Genomic DNA, 17,709 nt, shown 5'->3' on the forward strand with positions numbered 1-17,709 from the left:
GCTTCGAATAACTTCTGTAGCCCGCTCGAATGGCTCGCTCTTCTTGACTTCATCATCGCGCACCCCGCATCGGCACGACCTTCGCGCTTGCAAGCGGAAGAGCAGTGCAATACTGCGCCCAAGCGACCATGAGCCGTCGCCGCTTATTGAATAAATCGCCGCGTCTATAAGCTGCCTCGACCTTATCAGCCACAGCATGCCACAGCGCAGCTTCGCTGACATGGTTCGGGAAATTGGTCGTCTCGCTCACCCAATCTTTGAAGCTCGACCGGAAGCCGTGAACCGTCGCGAGCCGGTCCGGTGTTGTGGAGGGCCAAGCCAGGTCTTTCATCAACTCGGCCATGGCCATGTTGCTTATACCCGACCCGGCTTTGCCGCCGATAAAGAGGTATGGATTGCCGTCTTCAATCGGCAGCCCCTTGAGGATTTCCATCGCGCGGTCGCTTAGCGGGACGCGGCGCGGCTGATCCACGCTGATCTTTGTCTCGGCTCGGTCGGGAGGCACGGTCCAGACCTTCTGCTCGAAATCGACTTCATCGCGTCGCGCGCCAATGACCGCACCGGTGGGGGCGGCGGTGAGTATCAGAAACTCCAGCGCACGAGCCGCGATTCCTTCGCGTCTGCGCAGTTCAGCCATGAAGTCCGGAATTTGCGCATAGGCGAGGGCGGGGTGGTGCTTCACCTTCCGGATACTGCCGCGTGGGGGCAAAACATTGTCGAGGTGGCCTTTCCACCGCGCCGAATTGTCGCCCGTCCGATGGCCACGGACCGTCGCCCAATCCAGAACCTGCTCGATGCGGCCGCGCAGGCGATTGGCCGTCTCCGGAATTGCGTCCCAAAGCCGCTGGTCTGGATAGTTCGCGTGCCGTTGCTCCAGAACCGCGATGACGCGCGGCGTATCGATCTGGCTGATAGCGACGCGCCCAATGAGCGGGAAAGCGTATTGCTCCAACGTCGATAAAAATTGAGCCCGGTGCTTCGGGTTGCGCCACTTTTGCTGATGTTGGTCGAAGTATTGCCGCGCGGCTTCTTCGAATGAAAGCGCCGCGCTCGGCTCGATCGCTTTCGCGGCCTTCTCCGCCTTCCGTTGCTCCATCGGATCGATGCCATTGAAGAGGAGCTTCCGTGCTTCGTGAGCCTTGTCGCGAGCTTCCGCGAGCGAGAGCAGGGAGAGTGGACCAAGGCCTAGCCATCGCTCCCGTCCGCCGCGCTCGTACCTAAAGACCCAACTCGCATTTGTGGCCGAGTTGACTTGGAGCAGGAGCCCTCGCCCGTCTCGATAGCGGCCCGGCTTTTTCAGTGCCCGCTCTACGCCCTTCACAGTTAGCTTCATCGATCCCCGCTCCGAATGACCCCCGGGGCGACCCCCGGATTGGCTCCGACTTCTAGCGGGTAATATCGGGGCTCGGCGATGCGAAGAAAAGGCCTAAGCTATTGTTATTTCATGATTATTGCGAGTTTTAGCGGGCTTTACCGGGGCTCTCCGTTTCCACAGAAATCGGCCACTCTCTCCGCCACCCGCTCAAAAATCAATCGCGCCGGCTTATTTGCCCTCGGGGCCAGCAATCGTCGCCAAGCGCCCGAGCAGGGCCGCCTCGGCCTTGGGAGTCAGACGGTAGCCTTCCGCCATCTCGACCATGTCGCCGCGGGCGACGCACGCGTCCCACCAGTCCCTCACGAAGCCCTCGGCGTACCCGCGCGTCTTGAAGCCGTAAGGTTCGGTGACAACGTCGAAAACGATCATCAGCTCGAAACAAGGCGAGCCGTAGGAGGTTCCGGTCTCGGTACGGCCCACGAAAGCTTCGAAGGATCTGGCCGTACAGAGGCTCGAATAAAGCCAGAACATCAGTCCATACATCAGGTGCGAGCGCTCGTCGTCGTGCAGGGCAAAGAAGCCTTTCTCGTCCACGATCTGCCGGGCCAAGGTGCGCAACATTCGCTCGCCGTGCGGCAGACGGTCGCCGACGGCGGCCAAGGCTCGCACCAGGATCGGCGATAACGTTCCCCGCTCGACGGTTGCGAACGCAGCAGCCCGATCCTCCTCAGTCGTGTCGTACTCGGATTCCGCGACCAAGCCTCGAATGAAGGTCTCGAAGTCCGGCGCAACGACGACGATGCTGTAGTCAGCCTCCTGGTCGACGTACACGACCTGCGGCTCGCCCCGCTTTCCGCAGCTCCGGTAGTCCAGCATAATCAGTTCGTGGCCGCCGGCCGGCGTGTCGGCGATTCCGACGCCGATCGGCGGGTAGCCCCACTCCTCGATCATGAACTTGGCGCCAAACTTCCCGGCGAGCGAATATGTGGACGTACGGCCAAGAGCGAAGAGCCCTTCGATCGCCACGTGGTCCTCCGCCCAGCCTGTACGCTCCTTCATTGGGTGGCAGTTGCGCTTGACCATTCCGCCATTGTGGCGCCGTGCGAGGTCGACATAGGCCGCCGGCAGCCGATACCCACCAATTTCATGCTCAATGGAGGCGATCAGTTCGTCGGTCGGCGGAGGCTCGACATAGTTCTCCAGGGAATACGGACAGTCGTCCCAGAAGCCTTCGAAGTCGAAGTCGTCAAAGAGTCGTTTCGTCGCCATCTTCATGACCTCGTCATGTTACGAGGCGTGTCTAAGCGCCCAGTAGCCAGGACCGTTGATTGCCACACTTCGGAATGAAAACAGCTTATACGTCAATCAGGATTGACTGACCCTCTCCGCCACTTGCTGCCGCTCATAACGGTTTGGTTGCAGGCTCGAGTCCCGCCGGTGCGGTTGAGGCGCTTAGTTGCTTTCATTGCTGGGCAGCGGCTTCATATTCGTGGGGTCATGCCCTCAGGAGCTTATTCCGTGCCGCAAGCGATCCTATCCGCGCAGAGCCGCCCCTTCCGCTCCCGTGCCGAGTTAGCCTCCATCATCATAAGCGCCTATGAGCGCATCGAGCGGGACCGGCGCCGCAATTGCTGGATCTATGTGCGGCCCATGGAAGAAGCGCTGGCTGAGGTTGATGCCCTTGTGCGACGAGCGGAAGAGGGTGAAGTCCTGCCGCTTCTTGGCGTGCCATTCGGCGTCAAGGACAATATTGACGTTGAGGCCATGCCAACGACAGCAGCCTGCCCGTCATTCCAATATAGGGCTGCCCAATCGGCCAGATGCGTCGAGAAATTGGCGGCCGCGGGTGCGATCTGTCTTGGCAAAACCAACCTGGATCAGTTCGCAACCGGACTGTCCGGCGCCCGCTCTCCCTATGGCGCCTGTTCCAGTGCGGCGAACGATCTGTATGTCTCCGGCGGTTCGAGCTCCGGCTCGGCTGCTGCCGTAGCATCCGGCCATGTTGCCTTCGCTCTCGGCACAGATACCGGCGGCTCAGGCCGGATTCCCGCAGGTTTCAACGGAATCGTCGGGATCAAGCCAACCGTCGGCCTCGTCTCGTCCCGGGGACTTGTGCCGAACTGTCCGACCCTCGATTGTCCCTCGATCTTCTGCAATTCCATTGCCGAGGGTCGAATTCTGCTCGGGTTGATCGAAGGATTCGACGACAGCGATCCCTATAGCCGTCAACGGATTGCCTCGTCCTCCCCATCTCCTCGCAAATTCCGGTTCGGCCAGGTCCCTGTCGATCATCTCAATTCATTCGGCATGCCGGAATGCGATGACCTTTACAGGCAGGCCTGCACGAGGTTTTCGGGACTGGGAGGTCAAGCCAGGACAATTGACTTCGCGCCTTTCGCCGAAGCCGGTGAAATGCTCTTTTCAGGGCCTTGGATTGCCGAACGTCATGCGGCGATCAGCAAGCTCCTGGACGTCGATCATGGAGACCTGCTTGACGTCATCCGCAACGTGCTGAGCGGAGCTGCCCGGTTTTCCGCCGCAGATGCGTTCGCCGCGCAACATCGACTTTTGAAGCTGCGACGCCAGATCCACGCGCTTTTCGAGGAGATCGACGTCCTGGTGGTGCCGACCGCGCCACGCCCTTTCACGATCGCGGAGATGATGGAAGATCCCATCACGCTCAACAACCGCCTCGGTTACTACTCCTATTTTGCCAATCTCGTGGACTTGTGCGCGGTGTCGGTTCCCAACGCAACGCTCGGCAACGGCATGCCGATGGGTATCACTTTGCTGGCGCCTGCGTGGCGCGACCATGTTGTTCTCGACTTTGCCGAACGATGGCTGCCCGATGCGAAGGCCGGACTGTTCGATCTAAAGGAATATCCGAAGGCCGCCTCCTAGACGACTTCGAGATCGAGAGCGCGCAGATTGAGGATCACAATCAGGCCCCGGTGATAACGGATGACGCCTCTTGCCTGCATGCGGGAAAGCTGCACTGTCACCCATTGGCGGGTTGAGCCGATCAGATTGGCGAGATCACCATGCGTGAACGGGATCCCGATCACGATCTCGCGGCCCTGCTGCGAACCGTAGATCTTCGAGAGGAAGACCAACAGACGATGCAGCCGCTCGGTCACCGAGCGGGTCCCCAGCATTTGCGCCATGGCCGAGTAGCACCGTGCCTTGAAGGCGAGCGCATCCAGCAGCGCGACTGCGATACTTGCCGATTGAAGCGCCAGCGCGCGCAGGGCGGGGCCGGGCAAGAACGTCACTCGGCTTCGTTCCACTGCAACCGAAGACCATACGTGGGCACCAGTACCGAACAGATCGGGGCCGCCGACGAAATTGCCGGCGAACCAGTAGGCCAGCGTCACCTCGCGCCCGGAAGGCGCCGCGTAGTAGCTGCGAATACGCCCCTCTTCGATCAGATAAATGCCGTTCTGCAGATCGCCCTGACGCCAGACATGCTTGCCTGCCTGCAGAACCTCCTCGCGGCCGATGGCGAGGACACGACGCCGGTCAGCCTCACACAACGGATCCAACAAGCTCGGCAGCGACCCGACCAGAGCATCCGATCCCGCCAGCATGATGCCGGTCGCATTCCCGAGACTTGCCGCTGACATCTGCTCGCTCCCCTGCCGCCGCAGGGGAAAGCCATTCAAGAGCCATGCCAGAACATATCGTCAGGCGCCTACGTCTTGATTTCCATCTGCTCGAAGGCCCTGCGGCCTTCCGAGCGGATCAGGTCAAGGCAATCCCGCTTGAGGGCGAGATAGGCGGCCTCCGCGACGATGGCGCTGGTGCGCGGCCGCGGCAGGCTCACCTGAAGATCCCTGAGGATGCGGCCAGGTCCGGCGCTCATGATCAGCACACGGTCAGAGAGAAGGATCGCTTCATCGATGTCGTGCGTGACGAAGACGATTGTTGCATTGATCCGCTCGCGGAGCTCGAGCAGATTGTCCTGCATGACCGCCCGGGTCTGCGCATCCAGCGCTCCGAACGGCTCGTCCATCAACAGGACACTCGGCTGATTGGCAAGAGCACGGGCAATCGCAACCCGCTGCTGCATGCCCCCGGATAGCGTGTGCGGATAGGCCGACGCGAATCTGGTCAGGCCGATCATCTCGATGAGGCCGTCGGCAATCCGCAGCGCCTCCGCTTTCGGCTTGCCGAGGGCGCGGGGCCCGTGCGCGATATTCCGGCGCACCGATTTCCACGGAAACAGATGTGGCTGCTGGAAGACCATTCCGATCTCGGGCCGTGGCTTGCGCATTGCTTCGCCGGCCATAAGCACCTGGCCTCCGAACGGCCGCTCGAGGCCGGCCATTGCATTCAGCAGCGTGGACTTGCCGCAGCCGGATGGACCGACGATCGAGACGAATTCCCCCTGGGCTACTGCCAGGGATACGCGGTCGACTGCGATGACCTGCCCGCTCGGCGCATCGAAGACGATGCTCAAATCCTCGACCCGGATGATCGCCTGACGCGCCGCGGCGGACGGCGGGTACGTATCCACGAGCCTGAGCGGCTGGTCTGGACGAAGCAGGCTAGGGGTCATCGCCACCACACGGCACGTTCGGCAAGAATCGCGAAGGAACGGTCGGCGACGAAGGAAAGCAGTCCGAGAGCCGCCAGCCCGCCCATGACCTGACCGGTTTGCATGTTCTGTTGCGCAATTTCGATACGATAAACGATACCGGCGAACGCTCCTGCCAACTCGGCGGCGACCAGCGTGTAGAAGGAGATGCTCACCGCGGTTCGAAGACCGACCGTGATATAGGGCAGCGCGCCAAGAAGGACGATCTCCGACAGCATCTGCGGTTGCGGCGTGCCGAGCATCTGGGCGGCTCGGATAAGTCCGCGGTCCACTTTCTGCACCCCGATGTGGGTCGCGAGCCATACCGTGAAGAACACGCCCCAAACGACCAGGAAAAGCTTGCCTGTTTCCGAGAGGCCAAACCAAAGGATGACGATCGGCACGAAGGCTATGGGAGGAATTGGGCGAAGGATGTGAAACAAGGGCGAAAGCAGGCTGGACACCAGCCGAAACCGGCCGGTCAGGATGCCGAGCACGATTCCGCCCGCGGCCCCGATGGCAAATCCCGCGGCCACGCGCGCGAGGCTCGCCATCAGGTCGGCGAAGAATTGTCCGCTGCGAATCCATTCGAGAACGGCAACGGCGACGGTCGATGGCGGCGGAAACAGCACGGTGTTCACGATGCCGGAGCGCGCAACCAGTTCCCACATGCCTGTGAAGGCGGGCACGGAGAGGACGGCGACCAGTACGCTCAGCCGTTCGGTCGCGCTGCTGCGTCTGCCGACGCTCACGGGCGTGCCCCCAGCGTGACGCGAGCTGGATCGAGCGCCTTCAGCGGCGCCGTCACCAGGACTTTCGTGAAATCGGGCATGCTCGCTCCAGGGGGATGATTGCCGGTCTCGAGCCGCCAGGCGGCATGGGTTTTCAGAGTCGTGAGAATCCTGTCGTCGAGGCGCACATGGTAGACGTAGTCCGTCCAGATCGACGCCAATTCATCGCGTTTCATCCCCGTCGCCGCTGCGATGACGTCGATTGCTTCACCCGGATTCGCCTTGAGCCAGCCTTCGGCTTCGATGAGGGACGCCAGGAACTTGCTGACGATCGCCGGGTTGGCGGCGAGGTAAGACTGCGTCACGACGATATTGAAGGTCTCCGAGTAGAGACCTTTGGTATCAAGCGGGATCGCGCCTTCGCCGAGAGCCTTCTTCGCATTCGCGACGTGCGGCTCCCAGGTGTCGAATGCGTCGATGCTGCCGGCCGCCATGGCAGGGAGCATCTCCTGCGGCCGCAGGTTGACAAGCGTCACGTCCTTCGACGTCAGGCCCGCCGCTTTCAACAGAACCGAGGTGTAGACCTCGCTGCCGGTTCCGGCCGTGAAGGCTATTCGCTTTCCACGCAGATCGGCCTTCGTCTTGATCCCGGCAGAAGCTGCGGTCATGGTCTTGAGATCCGAATATTCCATCCCCGCCACGAAGGCGATCGGCTGTTGCGCCATCGCGGCCGCCGTGACCGGCGCCTCGGCTGTTGTCGCGAAATCCGCCCCTCCCCCAAGCACCGTATCGAGGCACTGCTTCCCGCTGGTGAAATTGGAGACCGAGATGTCGAGCCCGTGCTTGGCGAAAAGGCCCTTCGCATTGGCAACGATCGCCAGTCCCGAGATCGGCCCAAGATTCTGGGCGAGCCGCGCCTTCAGCAATTCCTCGGCCGTCGCGCGCTCGGACGGCGCAAACAGGAAGGACGCAGATAGCACGAACACGGCGAAGCGAAGAGCAGTTGTTGATCGCATGCCAAACTCCTGTGATGCCGGCGACCGGAGGTGATCGGCCTTAACGATAGGATCGTCCGAAGATGGGAGACCATGAAGCAATTAATCGACAAGGTCCGCTATCCACTTTTTGCGCAAGCAAACAGCAAGCTGCTCACGCCTTGGGCGCAGCATAGCCTGCCGCAATAGCACTCTGCTGGCTTTCGCCAAGTCCCGGTCCCGATTCAATCAGAACCGATCGGGCTTTCGGTACCGTTGCGTGCGCGGCGAAACCAGGCCCATGTCTGCCGCGTCACTGCGATGTAGCCCGGGCCCCGATAGACGATCCGATCGGCGACGATCCGGTTCAGTTTCGGCAACGCATGGAAAGGAATTGAAGGATAGGCATGGTGTTCGACATGATAGGGCATGTTCCATGCGAACCAGCGCACGAACATGGCGGTATAGGTGGTGCGGGTGTTCTGGAAGGCGCTGCGCGTGCGATCGCAGCCGGTGTGTTCGGCAAGCAGATACGGACGCAGAAACAATTGACCGACGATCAAGGGGACGACCCAGACCCACAACAGGATCAAGGTGTGCAACGCGACCGATGCCAGCAACAGCGCGACATAGCCTGCCAGATGGAGACGCGCTTCTGTCACGACAATGTGGCGTTTGCTTTCGGGAATCCAGGGTGACGTGGCGTTGCCGGTCAACGCATGGCGAAGCATCAGCCCCACCCGAAAGGCAACCTGCCGCAAGCCGCTGTAGACGATCACCAGTTGCGCGTCCGAGCTCGGAATCGGAACCGACAGCAGTTCCGGATCCCTCTTTGGATCCTGCGTATACCGATGATGATCCCAGTGGAATAAGCAGTAATATTCGTAAGGCAAGCCGACCGCGAACGAGGAGAGATGACCGAAGGCGAGATTGAGCGCCCGGCTGCGAAACGCCGTCTTGTGCGCGGTCTCGTGGACCACCATGAACAGGAATGCGACAAAGTAGCCTTGGACGACCACCAGCGGCAACGCCCAGACGATTCCGTATCGCGATGAGACCAGCCAGATCAACGCGCCGACAACGACGATGATGCCGTAGTGGCTGGCCGCGCGGATCAGACCCTGCCAATCGGACCGCACCGACAACTCGCGCAGCATGGCCGGAGTCAGCGGCTTCTCTCCGGTGGCAGTGATGGCATTGCTCATGATCGTGGTCGCCTCTTTTTCGGAATCGCACACCTGACCGTCCTCGTACGGACGCTGGAATTGGCCAAGCACAGGCCGACCCTAGAAAGCGTGGCCGCAATGCAGAAGCAATTTATTTCGCCGGCGTTGGCTCGCCCGGCATCCCTGGACTGACACTCTCCTCGCCAGCCTTCGCAAACCAAGTCTGCGCAAGGCTGGAGCGCCGAAGCCCGCAGGGCGAAGGTGGACCCGGTGCCGTTTGCTTCGGCTCGGCAAGCCTGCCGGGGCAAGCTTCTCCTGCGCCCTCCGCCGCCGCTTCACCCCACCAGCTTCCACTTCCCATCCCCGGTCCGCTTCAACGCGGGGTCGCTCACCCGCACGTGCTCGGCGAGGAAATCGATGAACGCGCGCACGCGTGCCGGGAGTGGGGCGGTGTGGCCGACATAGACGGCGTGGATGTCTTCGCGGTCGCCGGGATTGTAGCCTTGCAGCACCGGGACGAGGCGGCCGGATTCGATGTCGGGGCCAATGTGGAAGAGCGCGAGGCGCGCGAGACCGACACCGCCGAGGCACAGGCGGCGGGCGGCTTCGCCGTCGCTTGCGCGCGCGACCGGCGGGGGCAGGGCCTCCTCGGCGTGGTCGCCACGCCTGAACGGCCAGCCGCGGATGCTGCGTGGAAAGGTCCAGCCGATGCCGCGGTGGTCGGCGAGATCGGCCGGAATCTTCGGCATGCCGCAACGGGCGAGATAATCCGGCGCGCCGACCACGACCATGCGGCTGGTGCCGAGCTTTCGCGCGACCAGCCGCGAGGCGCGCAGCGGACCGACGCGGATGGCGACGTCAGCGCGCTCCTGCATCAGGTCGATCACCGTATCGGTCAGCACGAGATCGAGCGTGACGTCGGGATGCTGCGTCAGAAACCGCGGGATCAAGGGCATCATATGCAGCATGCCGAAGGGGATGTTGCAGTTGACCGTGAGGCGGCCGCGCGGTGCCGCGCCCGAGGCCGCCTCGCGCTCGGCCTCCTCCATCTCGGCGAGGATGCGCAACGATCGCTCGTAGAAGGCCTGGCCTTCCGCCGTCAGCGTCAGCTTGCGCGTGGTGCGATTGACGAGCCGCGCGCCGAGGCGCGCCTCCAGACGCGAGATCAGCTTGCTGACGCCCGATGGCGTCAGGCGCAGCTTTCGCGCGGCCTGGGTGAAGCCGCCGAGGTCCACGACGCGGACGAAGACCTCCATCTCGGCCGAGCGGTTGGTGTCGAAACGGGCCATGTTGAATTCACGTCACAAATGATTGTATTGCGGACATTCTAATGGTTTGGCGGCAGCGCCGCTATCTGCGTGGCTCGTCTCATCCCTTGGAGCAACGCATGCCTCCTGCCGTCCTCGCGCTCACCGCCGGTGCCTTCGGCATCGGCACCACCGAATTCATCATCATGGGCTTGCTGCTGCAGGTCGCCGCCGACATGCACGTCTCGGTGCCGGTCGCGGGCCTGCTCATCTCCGGCTATGCGCTCGGTGTGTTCGTGGGGGCGCCGGTCCTCACATTGGCGACGCGCAAAATGCCGCGGAAAACCGTGCTGCTGGCGCTGATGGCGATCTTCACGCTCGGCAATGCCGCTTGCGCGCTCGCGCCCACTTACGAATTGCTGATGGCCGCGCGGGTGCTGACCTCGCTCGCGCACGGCACGTTCTTCGGCGTCGGCTCGGTGGTGGCCACCAGCCTCGTCGCCGAGGACAAGCGTGCCTCTGCGATCGCCACCATGTTCATCGGCCTGACGGTCGCGACGCTCCTGGGCGTGCCTTTCGGTGCCTGGCTCGGCCTGATGCTCGGCTGGCGCGCGGCGTTCTGGGCGGTGACTGTCATCGGCGTGATCGCGTTCGCGGTCGTCGCCGCGCTCGTCCCCGGCCATGTCGGCGATGGCGACAAGCCGATCTCGCTTGCCGAGGAAGTGGCCGTGCTCGGCCGTCCGCAGGTGCTGCTCGGTCTTGCCATGACCGTGTTCGGCTTCGCCGGCCTGTTCGTCGTCTTCACCTATATCCAGCCGATCCTGACGCGCTTCACCGGCTTTTCGGAGGCTGCAGTCTCGCCGATCCTGCTGGTGTTCGGCGTCGGCCTTGGGATCGGCAATATCGCCGGCGGCAAGCTTGCGGACCGCGGCCTCGCACGGGCCCTGACCGGCACGCTTGCCGCGCTTGCGATCGTGCTGCTCGGCCTGGCGGCCGTGCTGTCGATCAAGATCCTGTCCGTCGCGCTGATCCTGCTACTCGGCACCGCCGCCTTCGCGACCGTCGCGCCGCTTCAGCTTCGCGTGCTGGAAGCCGCAGGTCCCAGCGGCCGGACGCTCGCCTCCAGCCTCAACATCGCCGCGTTCAATCTCGGCAACGCACTCGGCGCCTGGGTCGGCGGCGTCACCATCGACCGCGGGCTCGGCCTTTCGGCGCTGCCGCTGGTCGCGGCCGGCATCACCGCCATCGGCCTCGTTCTGGCGCTGTGGAGTCTCCGGCTCGATCGCGCGCCGGCCACCGTCGCGGCGTGCCCGGCGGAATAGGAGAGCGATCATGGAATACCGCAATCTCGGCGCTTCCGGGCTCAAAGTCCCCGTTCTCAGCTTCGGCACCGGCACGTTCGGCGGACAAGGTCCGCTGTTCTCCGCCTGGGGCCGCAGCGGCACTGATGAAGCCCGCAGGCTCGTCGATATCTGCCTCGATGCCGGCGTCAATCTGTTCGACAGCGCCGATGTCTATTCGAACGGCGCCTCCGAGGAGATCCTCGGCGCCGCGATCAAGGGGCGCCGCGACAAGGTGCTGATCTCGACCAAGATGGGCCTGCCGATGGGCGAGGGTCCGCTCGATGCCGGCTCGTCGCGGCAGCGGCTGCCTGCCTCGGTCGATGCGGCGCTGCGACGGCTCGGCACTGACCATATCGATCTGCTTCAGCTCCACGCCTTCGACGCGTTCACGCCGATCGAGGAGGTGCTGTCCACGCTCGATATGCTCGTGCGCGCCGGCAAGCTGCGCTATGTCGGCGTCTCGAATTTCGCCGGCTGGCAGCTGATGAAGTCGCTCGCGATCGCGGACCGGCATGGCTGGCCGCGCTATGTCGCGCACCAGGTCTATTACTCGCTGCTCGGGCGCGACTATGAATGGGAGCTGATGCCGCTCGCGCGCGATCAGGGCGTCGGCGCACTGGTCTGGAGCCCGCTGGGCTGGGGCAGGCTCACCGGAAAGATCCGGCGCGGCCAGCCGCTGCCGCAAGGAAGCCGCCTGCATGCCACCGCACAGTTCGGTCCGCCCGTGGACGACGCGCGCCTCTACGCCGTCGTTGACGTGCTCGATGCGATTGCTGCGGAGACCGCTCGGACCGTGCCGCAGGTCGCGATTGCCTGGCTGCTGTCGCGTCCCACGGTCTCCTCCGTGATCATCGGGGCGCGCGACGAGGCGCAGCTGCGCGACAATCTCGGCGCCGTGGGGTGGTCGCTGAGCGCGGACCAGATCAAGCGGCTTGATGAGGTCAGCGCGGTGATGCCGCCCTATCCGTACTATCCCTATCGCATCCAGGAGGGCTTTGCGCGGATCAATCCACTGCCGGTGTAGGAGCTCGCTCATAGAAGGGGCTGCGATTGCGACAGAGCGTCGCGACAATGCGCCATGCAGAATCGCACCTGTACAGGGTCGCGCGTCGTCCCTAACCTCCGCCGCGCAATTTTAGGAGATGCGGCGTGGCGAAGAAGACGGCGATCAAGAAGAAAAGTGTGTTGAAGAAGACGACAAGGACTTTGAAGAAGGTGGGCTCCGGCCGCAAGAGCGCCGTGGCCAAGCCGGCCGGAAAGGCCGCTGCCGGCAAATCGGCGAAGCCGCGGCGCCCGAAGGGGCCGGCCTGGCAATGGTCGGCGGTCGAGACCGCGGCCGCGATCCGCTCCGGCGCCATCTCCGCGGTCGAGGCGGTGGAAGCGCATCTCGAACGCATGCGCACCGTCAATCCGAAGCTGAATGCGGTCGTCGTCGATCTCTCGGAGGAAGCTCTGAAAGCGGCGCACGCGGCCGACAAGCAGCGCGCGAAGGGCGGCGAGCTCGGCCTCCTGCACGGCGTGCCGATTACGATCAAGGAAAATGTCGACTACGAGGGCCGGCCGAATTTCAACGGCGTGCCCGCCAACAAGGACCTCATCGCACCATCGGATGCGCCCGTGGTGCGCAACCTGAAGAAATCAGGCGCGATCGTCATCGGTCTCACCAACACGCCCGAATTCTCCTTTCGCGGCTTCACCGACAATCCCCTGCACGGGCTGACGCTCAACCCCTGGGATCCCGACATCACCTGCGGCGGCTCCTCCGGGGGCGCGGGCTCGGCGGTCGCGGCGGGCATCGGTACCATTGCCCACGGCAACGACATCGGCGGCTCGCTGCGCTGGCCGGCGCATTGCAACGGCGTTGCCACCATCAAGCCGACGCAGGGCCGCATCCCCGCCTTCAACGCAAGCGCAACGTCGGAACGGCCGATGCTGGCGCATCTGATGTCGGCGCAGGGGCCGCTCGCGCGCCATGTCGCCGACGTGCGCCTCGCTTTGGAGGTGATGAGCCAGCGCGATCCGCGCGATCCCTGGTGGGTGCCCGCGCCGCTGGTCGGCGAGCGGCCGAAGCGGCCGATCAAGGTTGCACTGGCAAAGATCCCTGAGGACATGGACGTCGATCCCTCTGTCGCCGCGGCGCTGCGCCAGGCTGCCGATCATCTCGAGCGGTCCGGCTACCGCGTCAGCGAGGTCGAGGTGCCCGACATCAACGGGGTCTGGCAAACCTGGTGCGACATCATCACCAACGAGACTGTGATGATGCAGGAGGCCGCCATGCTGAAGGTCACGTCCGAGGATTTTCACAAGTCCTGGAGCGGCATGAAGGCCAAGGCCAACGTGCTCGACCTCAAGGGCTGGATGCAGGCGACCGCCGCGCGCAGCGGTCACATCCGTGCCTGGCAAATGTTCTTCGAAGACTATCCGGTCGTGCTGGCGCCGACCACGGTGAAACCGACGCCCGGCCCGCGCGACGATACCGTCAGTGCCGAGCGCGTACGCGAGATCTTCTGGGGCGAGATCCGCTTCATCTCCGCGATCAACGTGCTCGGCCTGCCCGGCGCGGTGGTGCCGGTGGCGCTCCACGACGGTAAGCCGATCGGCGTGCAGCTCATCGCCGGGCGCTATCGCGAGGATCTCGCGCTCGATGCCGCGGCCGCCATCGAAAAGCGTGCGGGCGTGCTCGCGCGCCGGCTGTGGGAGCGGATGGCTTAGTGCACCTTCGCCGCGTCGATCTGCCTTCTTCAGGCCGCGAGAAGGCAGACGGCACGGCGACTGCGCAAGACGCAGCACTTTGTTAACGCGCATTAACCCGAATGCCGGCAAATTTCCCAGCAAACGTTATGGTTACTTCCTCGATCTCTATGCGAATTATTGTCCGCTTTACCACCCGCCTCTAACACGGCGTAGCGGACAACGCACATGCCTCATACAGGCCAATAAGTGCGGCCCGCCCACGCGGAGGTGGCACGATGCGCAATGAGACGATCGCTATTCACGCCGGCTACGAGCCCGAAGCAACCACGCATGCAGTCGCGGTGCCGATTTACCAGACCGCGGCCTACGCTTTTGACAGCGCCGACCACGGCGCGGCGCTCTTCAATCTCGAGACAGAGGGCTTTCGCTACAGCCGCATCGCCAATCCGACGAGCGCGGTGCTGGAGAAGCGCATCGCGCAGCTCGAAGGCGGCGTCGGCGCGCTCGCGGTCGCGACCGGTCAGGCGGCGCTGCACTTCGCCTTCGTCAACGTCGCCGATCACGGCGGCAACATCGTCTCCGTGCCGCAGCTCTACGGCACCACGCACACGCTGCTCTCCCACATCCTGCCGCGCCAGGGCATCATCGGCCGTTTTGCCGAGAGCGACAAGCCAGAGGCGGTCGAGAAGCTGATCGACGAGAACACCCGCGCCGTGTTCGCCGAGACCATCGGCAATCCCGCGGGCAATGTCTGCGACATCGAGGCGCTGGCGAAGATCGCGCACGCGCATGGCGTGCCGCTGATCGTCGACAACACCGTCGCCACCCCGATCCTCTTCAAGCCGTTCGACTACGGCGCCGATATCGCGGTGCATTCGCTGACCAAGTTTCTGGGCGGTCACGGCACCACGCTCGGCGGCGCCATCGTCGATTCCGGAAATTTTCCGTGGGCCGAGCACGCCGACCGCTTCCCGGCCTACAACAAGCCCGACGCTTCCTATCACGGCCTCGTCTATGCCGAGCGCTTCGGCAAGACCGCCTATATCGAGCGCGCGCGCAGCGTCTATCAGCGCACCATGGGCTCGGTGCTGTCGCCGTTCAATGCCTTCCTGCTGCTCCAGGGCGTCGAGACCGTGGCGCTGCGCATGGAGCGCCATGTCGAGAACGCCCGCAAGGTCGCCGAATTCCTGCGCGGCGATCCGCGCGTGGCCTGGGTCAACTACACCGGTTTCCCGGACAGTCCCTATTATCCCCTGGTGCAGAAGTACCTGAACGGGAATGCCTCCTCGCTGTTCACCTTCGGCATCCAGGGCGGCATGGAGGCCGGCAAGGCGTTCTACGATGCGCTGAAGCTGATCACGCGGCTCGTCAATATCGGCGATGCCAAGTCGCTCGCCTGCCACCCGGCGTCGACCACTCATCGCCAGATGTCGGCGGAGCAGCAGCGCGTCGCCGGCGTGCTGCCGGAGACGATCCGTCTGTCGATCGGCATCGAGCATGTCTCTGATATCATCGAGGACATCGACCAGGCGCTGGAAAAGGCCTGCCCGTCGGCGCGCCGCGAGGCCGCGGAGTAGGCGGCGCCGGCCATGACGATCTTGATCGACAAGGATCAGGTCATCGCGGGCCCGACGCTGGTGCCGGCCGCGCACGATCTCGCGCGCGATGCTGGCGCCGAGCTCACCATCGGCCTCGTCAACAACATGCCGGATGCCGCGTTGAAGGCGACTGAGCGGCAGTTCATGAAGCTGCTTCAGGCCGCAGCAGGCTCGCGCCGTATCCGCTTCCACTGCTTCTCGCTTCCCAGCGTGAAGCGGTCGCCGGAAGCCAAGTGGCACGTTGAGAGCGAGTATTCCAATCTTTCCGATCTCGAGCACGGCAAATTCGATGGTCTGATCGTGACGGGCGCAGAGCCGATAGCGCCCGAGCTCGACGGGGAGCCGTATTGGCGCGACCTCACAAACCTGGTCGACTGGGCCAAGGCCAACACGCGTTCGACAATCTGGTCGTGCCTTGCCGCGCATGCCGCGGTGCTGCATCTCGACGGCATTGAACGGCGGCGGCTGCCGGCCAAATGTCACGGCATTTTCGATTGCGAGATCGCCGCGAACGATACGCTGACGCGTTCTGCGTCTGCGCCGCTCAAGGTCTCGCATTCACGTCTGAACGAGATCGCCGAGGACGACCTCGTGCAGGCCGGTTATCAGGTGCTGACACGCTCACAGGAGGCTGGCGTCGACGTCTTCGTTCGCCAATACGCCAGCCGCTTCGTGTTCTTCCAGGGCCACCCCGAATATGACGCGCTGTCGCTGCAGCGCGAATATCTGCGCGACATCGGCCGCTACCTCGCGCGGGAGCGGGAGACCTATCCGCGCGTGCCGGTGAGTTATTTTGACGCAGCGACCGAGGAGAAGCTGGCGCGCTTCGAGAGGAAGGCGGCGCACCAGCGCCATCCGGCGCTCAGCAACGAGCTGCCCGCGCTGAAGCTGCGCGCCGATATCGGCGCTGGCGATGCGGCGGCGGTGCTCTTCCGAAATTGGTTGCGTTATCTCGGCGCGGACGCCGACGCGTCGATGTCGGTGCGCTAGCCGAAGCGGTCTTGGTTCGGCGTTAGGATTACCCGGGCGTTAGGCTTGCCTCGACCTGCGCACGAATGTTTCAGTAGAGCAAGAAGGCATCACAGGAAACGCAGTCGTGTGGTCGGCACTCCAGGGACGCGTAAGCAATCGGCTGGCCCGGCATTTCCGCGCCGCGCCGCACCGGCTGCCCGCGCATGCGCCGATGGTGAGCTTCACGTTCGACGATGCCCCCGATAGCGCCGCGAGCGAGGGCGCCGAGCTTCTGCAGCGGCATGGCGGCCGCGGCACCTATTACCTTGCCGGCAGCCTGATCGGTCGGCCGTTGGAGCATTGGCATGGCTTGTCGGATGACGCGATCGTCCGCCTTCACCGCGCCGGGCACGAGATTGCCTGCCACACCTACTCGCATCAGAACTCCGCCACGCTCGACGAAGCCGCCATGGCGCGCGAGATCGAGCGGAACCGAAGCCATCTCCGCGGCATCGATGCTTCGATCACGCTGGAGAATTTCGCCTATCCCTATGGCATCGCCTCGGTCTGGCGCAAGCCGCAGCTGACAAAAGCCTTCCGTTCCGCGCGCGGCATTCTTCCCGGCGTCAACAGCGGCGTCATCGATCTCCAATTCCTGCGCGCCTCGCCCTTGGTCGATTGCGAGATCGACGAGGCCGGGGTCGATCGCTATTTCGACGAGGCGGTCGCGAGCGGCGGCTGGTTGATCTTCTACGGCCACGACGTCACCGACAGACCGAGTCCCTTTGGCTGCACGCCGCATCTGATGCGTCATGCGCTCGAGGCGGCCGGCAGACGCAACATGCCGATCGTGACCGTCGCAGAAGCGCTGCGACGGATCGGTGCGTAGCCTCCTTCTTCACCTCTCCCCGCTTGCGGGCAGAGGTCGGATAGCATCGAAGATGCAATCCGGGTGAGGGGGTACAGGTCCATCGGCGGTCTCATGTGTGGAGAGAAGCCCCTCACCCCAACCCTCCAGTGCGAGCGAAGCTCGTCGCGTCCCCGTAAGGACGGGGAGAGGGGGACGAAGCAGTGTTGCCTCGCCTCCAAACAGTCTTGCCACAGCCACACCAGC

Annotated in this window: 15 protein-coding genes; 7 read left to right on the plus strand and 8 right to left on the minus strand. The window is 63.8% G+C overall.

Features of this window, described 5'->3' with window-relative positions:
• Positions 1–52: 52 nt before the first annotated feature.
• Positions 53–1,333: a tyrosine-type recombinase/integrase gene (locus tag P0R31_RS30570; RefSeq protein ID WP_275518211.1), complete on the minus strand. Its 1,281-nt coding sequence runs from the start codon at positions 1,331–1,333 to the stop codon at positions 53–55.
• Between the two features lie 210 nt (positions 1,334–1,543).
• Positions 1,544–2,590: an SMI1/KNR4 family protein gene (locus tag P0R31_RS30575; RefSeq protein ID WP_275518212.1), complete on the minus strand. Its 1,047-nt coding sequence runs from the start codon at positions 2,588–2,590 to the stop codon at positions 1,544–1,546.
• 243 nt (positions 2,591–2,833) lie between these two features.
• Here P0R31_RS30575 and atzF point away from each other — a divergent pair, with 243 nt between their 5' ends.
• Entirely contained in the window at positions 2,834–4,216 is a 1,383-nt protein-coding gene (atzF, locus tag P0R31_RS30580; RefSeq protein WP_275518214.1) for an allophanate hydrolase, read from the plus strand.
• Here atzF and P0R31_RS30585 read toward each other — a convergent pair.
• The 6 genes from P0R31_RS30585 to P0R31_RS30610 form a co-directional block, all read right to left on the minus strand.
• Positions 4,213–4,938 (minus strand): Crp/Fnr family transcriptional regulator, encoded by a 726-nt coding sequence (locus tag P0R31_RS30585; protein ID WP_275518216.1) that lies wholly within the window; start codon positions 4,936–4,938, stop codon positions 4,213–4,215. The two genes, atzF and P0R31_RS30585, sit on opposite strands and share 4 nt — an antisense overlap.
• 68 nt (positions 4,939–5,006) lie before the next feature.
• Positions 5,007–5,882 carry an ABC transporter ATP-binding protein gene (locus P0R31_RS30590; protein WP_275518217.1) on the minus strand — a complete coding sequence of 292 codons (876 nt, stop codon included), beginning with the start codon at positions 5,880–5,882 and terminating at the stop codon, positions 5,007–5,009.
• On the minus strand, positions 5,870–6,532 hold the full coding sequence (locus tag P0R31_RS30595; RefSeq protein ID WP_275518218.1) for an ABC transporter permease: 663 nt from the start codon (positions 6,530–6,532) through the stop codon (positions 5,870–5,872). Before P0R31_RS30595 ends, P0R31_RS30590 begins: the two co-directional genes overlap by 13 nt.
• A 107-nt stretch (positions 6,533–6,639) precedes the next feature.
• Positions 6,640–7,638 carry an ABC transporter substrate-binding protein gene (locus tag P0R31_RS30600; protein WP_225129866.1) on the minus strand — a complete coding sequence of 333 codons (999 nt, stop codon included), beginning with the start codon at positions 7,636–7,638 and terminating at the stop codon, positions 6,640–6,642.
• Positions 7,639–7,841: 203 nt separating this feature from the next.
• Positions 7,842–8,801, minus strand: a complete 960-nt coding sequence (locus P0R31_RS30605; RefSeq protein WP_275518221.1) for a fatty acid desaturase — start codon at positions 8,799–8,801, stop codon at positions 7,842–7,844.
• Positions 8,802–9,097: 296 nt separating this feature from the next.
• Entirely contained in the window at positions 9,098–10,051 is a 954-nt protein-coding gene (locus tag P0R31_RS30610; RefSeq protein WP_275518222.1) for a LysR family transcriptional regulator, read from the minus strand.
• A gap of 98 nt (positions 10,052–10,149) precedes the next feature.
• Here P0R31_RS30610 and P0R31_RS30615 point away from each other — a divergent pair, with 98 nt between their 5' ends.
• The 6 genes from P0R31_RS30615 (at position 10,150) to P0R31_RS30640 (ending at position 17,484) form a co-directional block, all read left to right on the plus strand.
• On the plus strand, positions 10,150–11,331 hold the full coding sequence (locus P0R31_RS30615) for an MFS transporter (protein ID WP_275518223.1): 1,182 nt from the start codon (positions 10,150–10,152) through the stop codon (positions 11,329–11,331).
• A gap of 10 nt (positions 11,332–11,341) precedes the next feature.
• On the plus strand, positions 11,342–12,376 hold the full coding sequence (locus P0R31_RS30620) for an aldo/keto reductase (RefSeq protein WP_275518224.1): 1,035 nt from the start codon (positions 11,342–11,344) through the stop codon (positions 12,374–12,376).
• Positions 12,377–12,501: 125 nt separating this feature from the next.
• Positions 12,502–14,064: an amidase family protein gene (locus P0R31_RS30625; RefSeq protein WP_275518226.1), complete on the plus strand. Its 1,563-nt coding sequence runs from the start codon at positions 12,502–12,504 to the stop codon at positions 14,062–14,064.
• Between the two features lie 257 nt (positions 14,065–14,321).
• Positions 14,322–15,623 carry an O-acetylhomoserine aminocarboxypropyltransferase/cysteine synthase family protein gene (locus tag P0R31_RS30630; RefSeq protein ID WP_275518227.1) on the plus strand — a complete coding sequence of 434 codons (1,302 nt, stop codon included), beginning with the start codon at positions 14,322–14,324 and terminating at the stop codon, positions 15,621–15,623.
• A 12-nt stretch (positions 15,624–15,635) separates the two neighbouring features.
• Complete coding sequence (metA, locus tag P0R31_RS30635; RefSeq protein ID WP_275518228.1) at positions 15,636–16,634, plus strand: homoserine O-succinyltransferase MetA; 999 nt, start codon at positions 15,636–15,638, stop codon at positions 16,632–16,634.
• A 106-nt stretch (positions 16,635–16,740) separates the two neighbouring features.
• Positions 16,741–17,484: a polysaccharide deacetylase family protein gene (locus tag P0R31_RS30640; RefSeq protein WP_275518229.1), complete on the plus strand. Its 744-nt coding sequence runs from the start codon at positions 16,741–16,743 to the stop codon at positions 17,482–17,484.
• Positions 17,485–17,709: the final 225 nt, after the last annotated feature.

The sequence above is a fragment of the Bradyrhizobium yuanmingense genome, assembly GCF_029167105.1.
Lineage (GTDB): Bacteria > Pseudomonadota > Alphaproteobacteria > Rhizobiales > Xanthobacteraceae > Bradyrhizobium > Bradyrhizobium yuanmingense_A.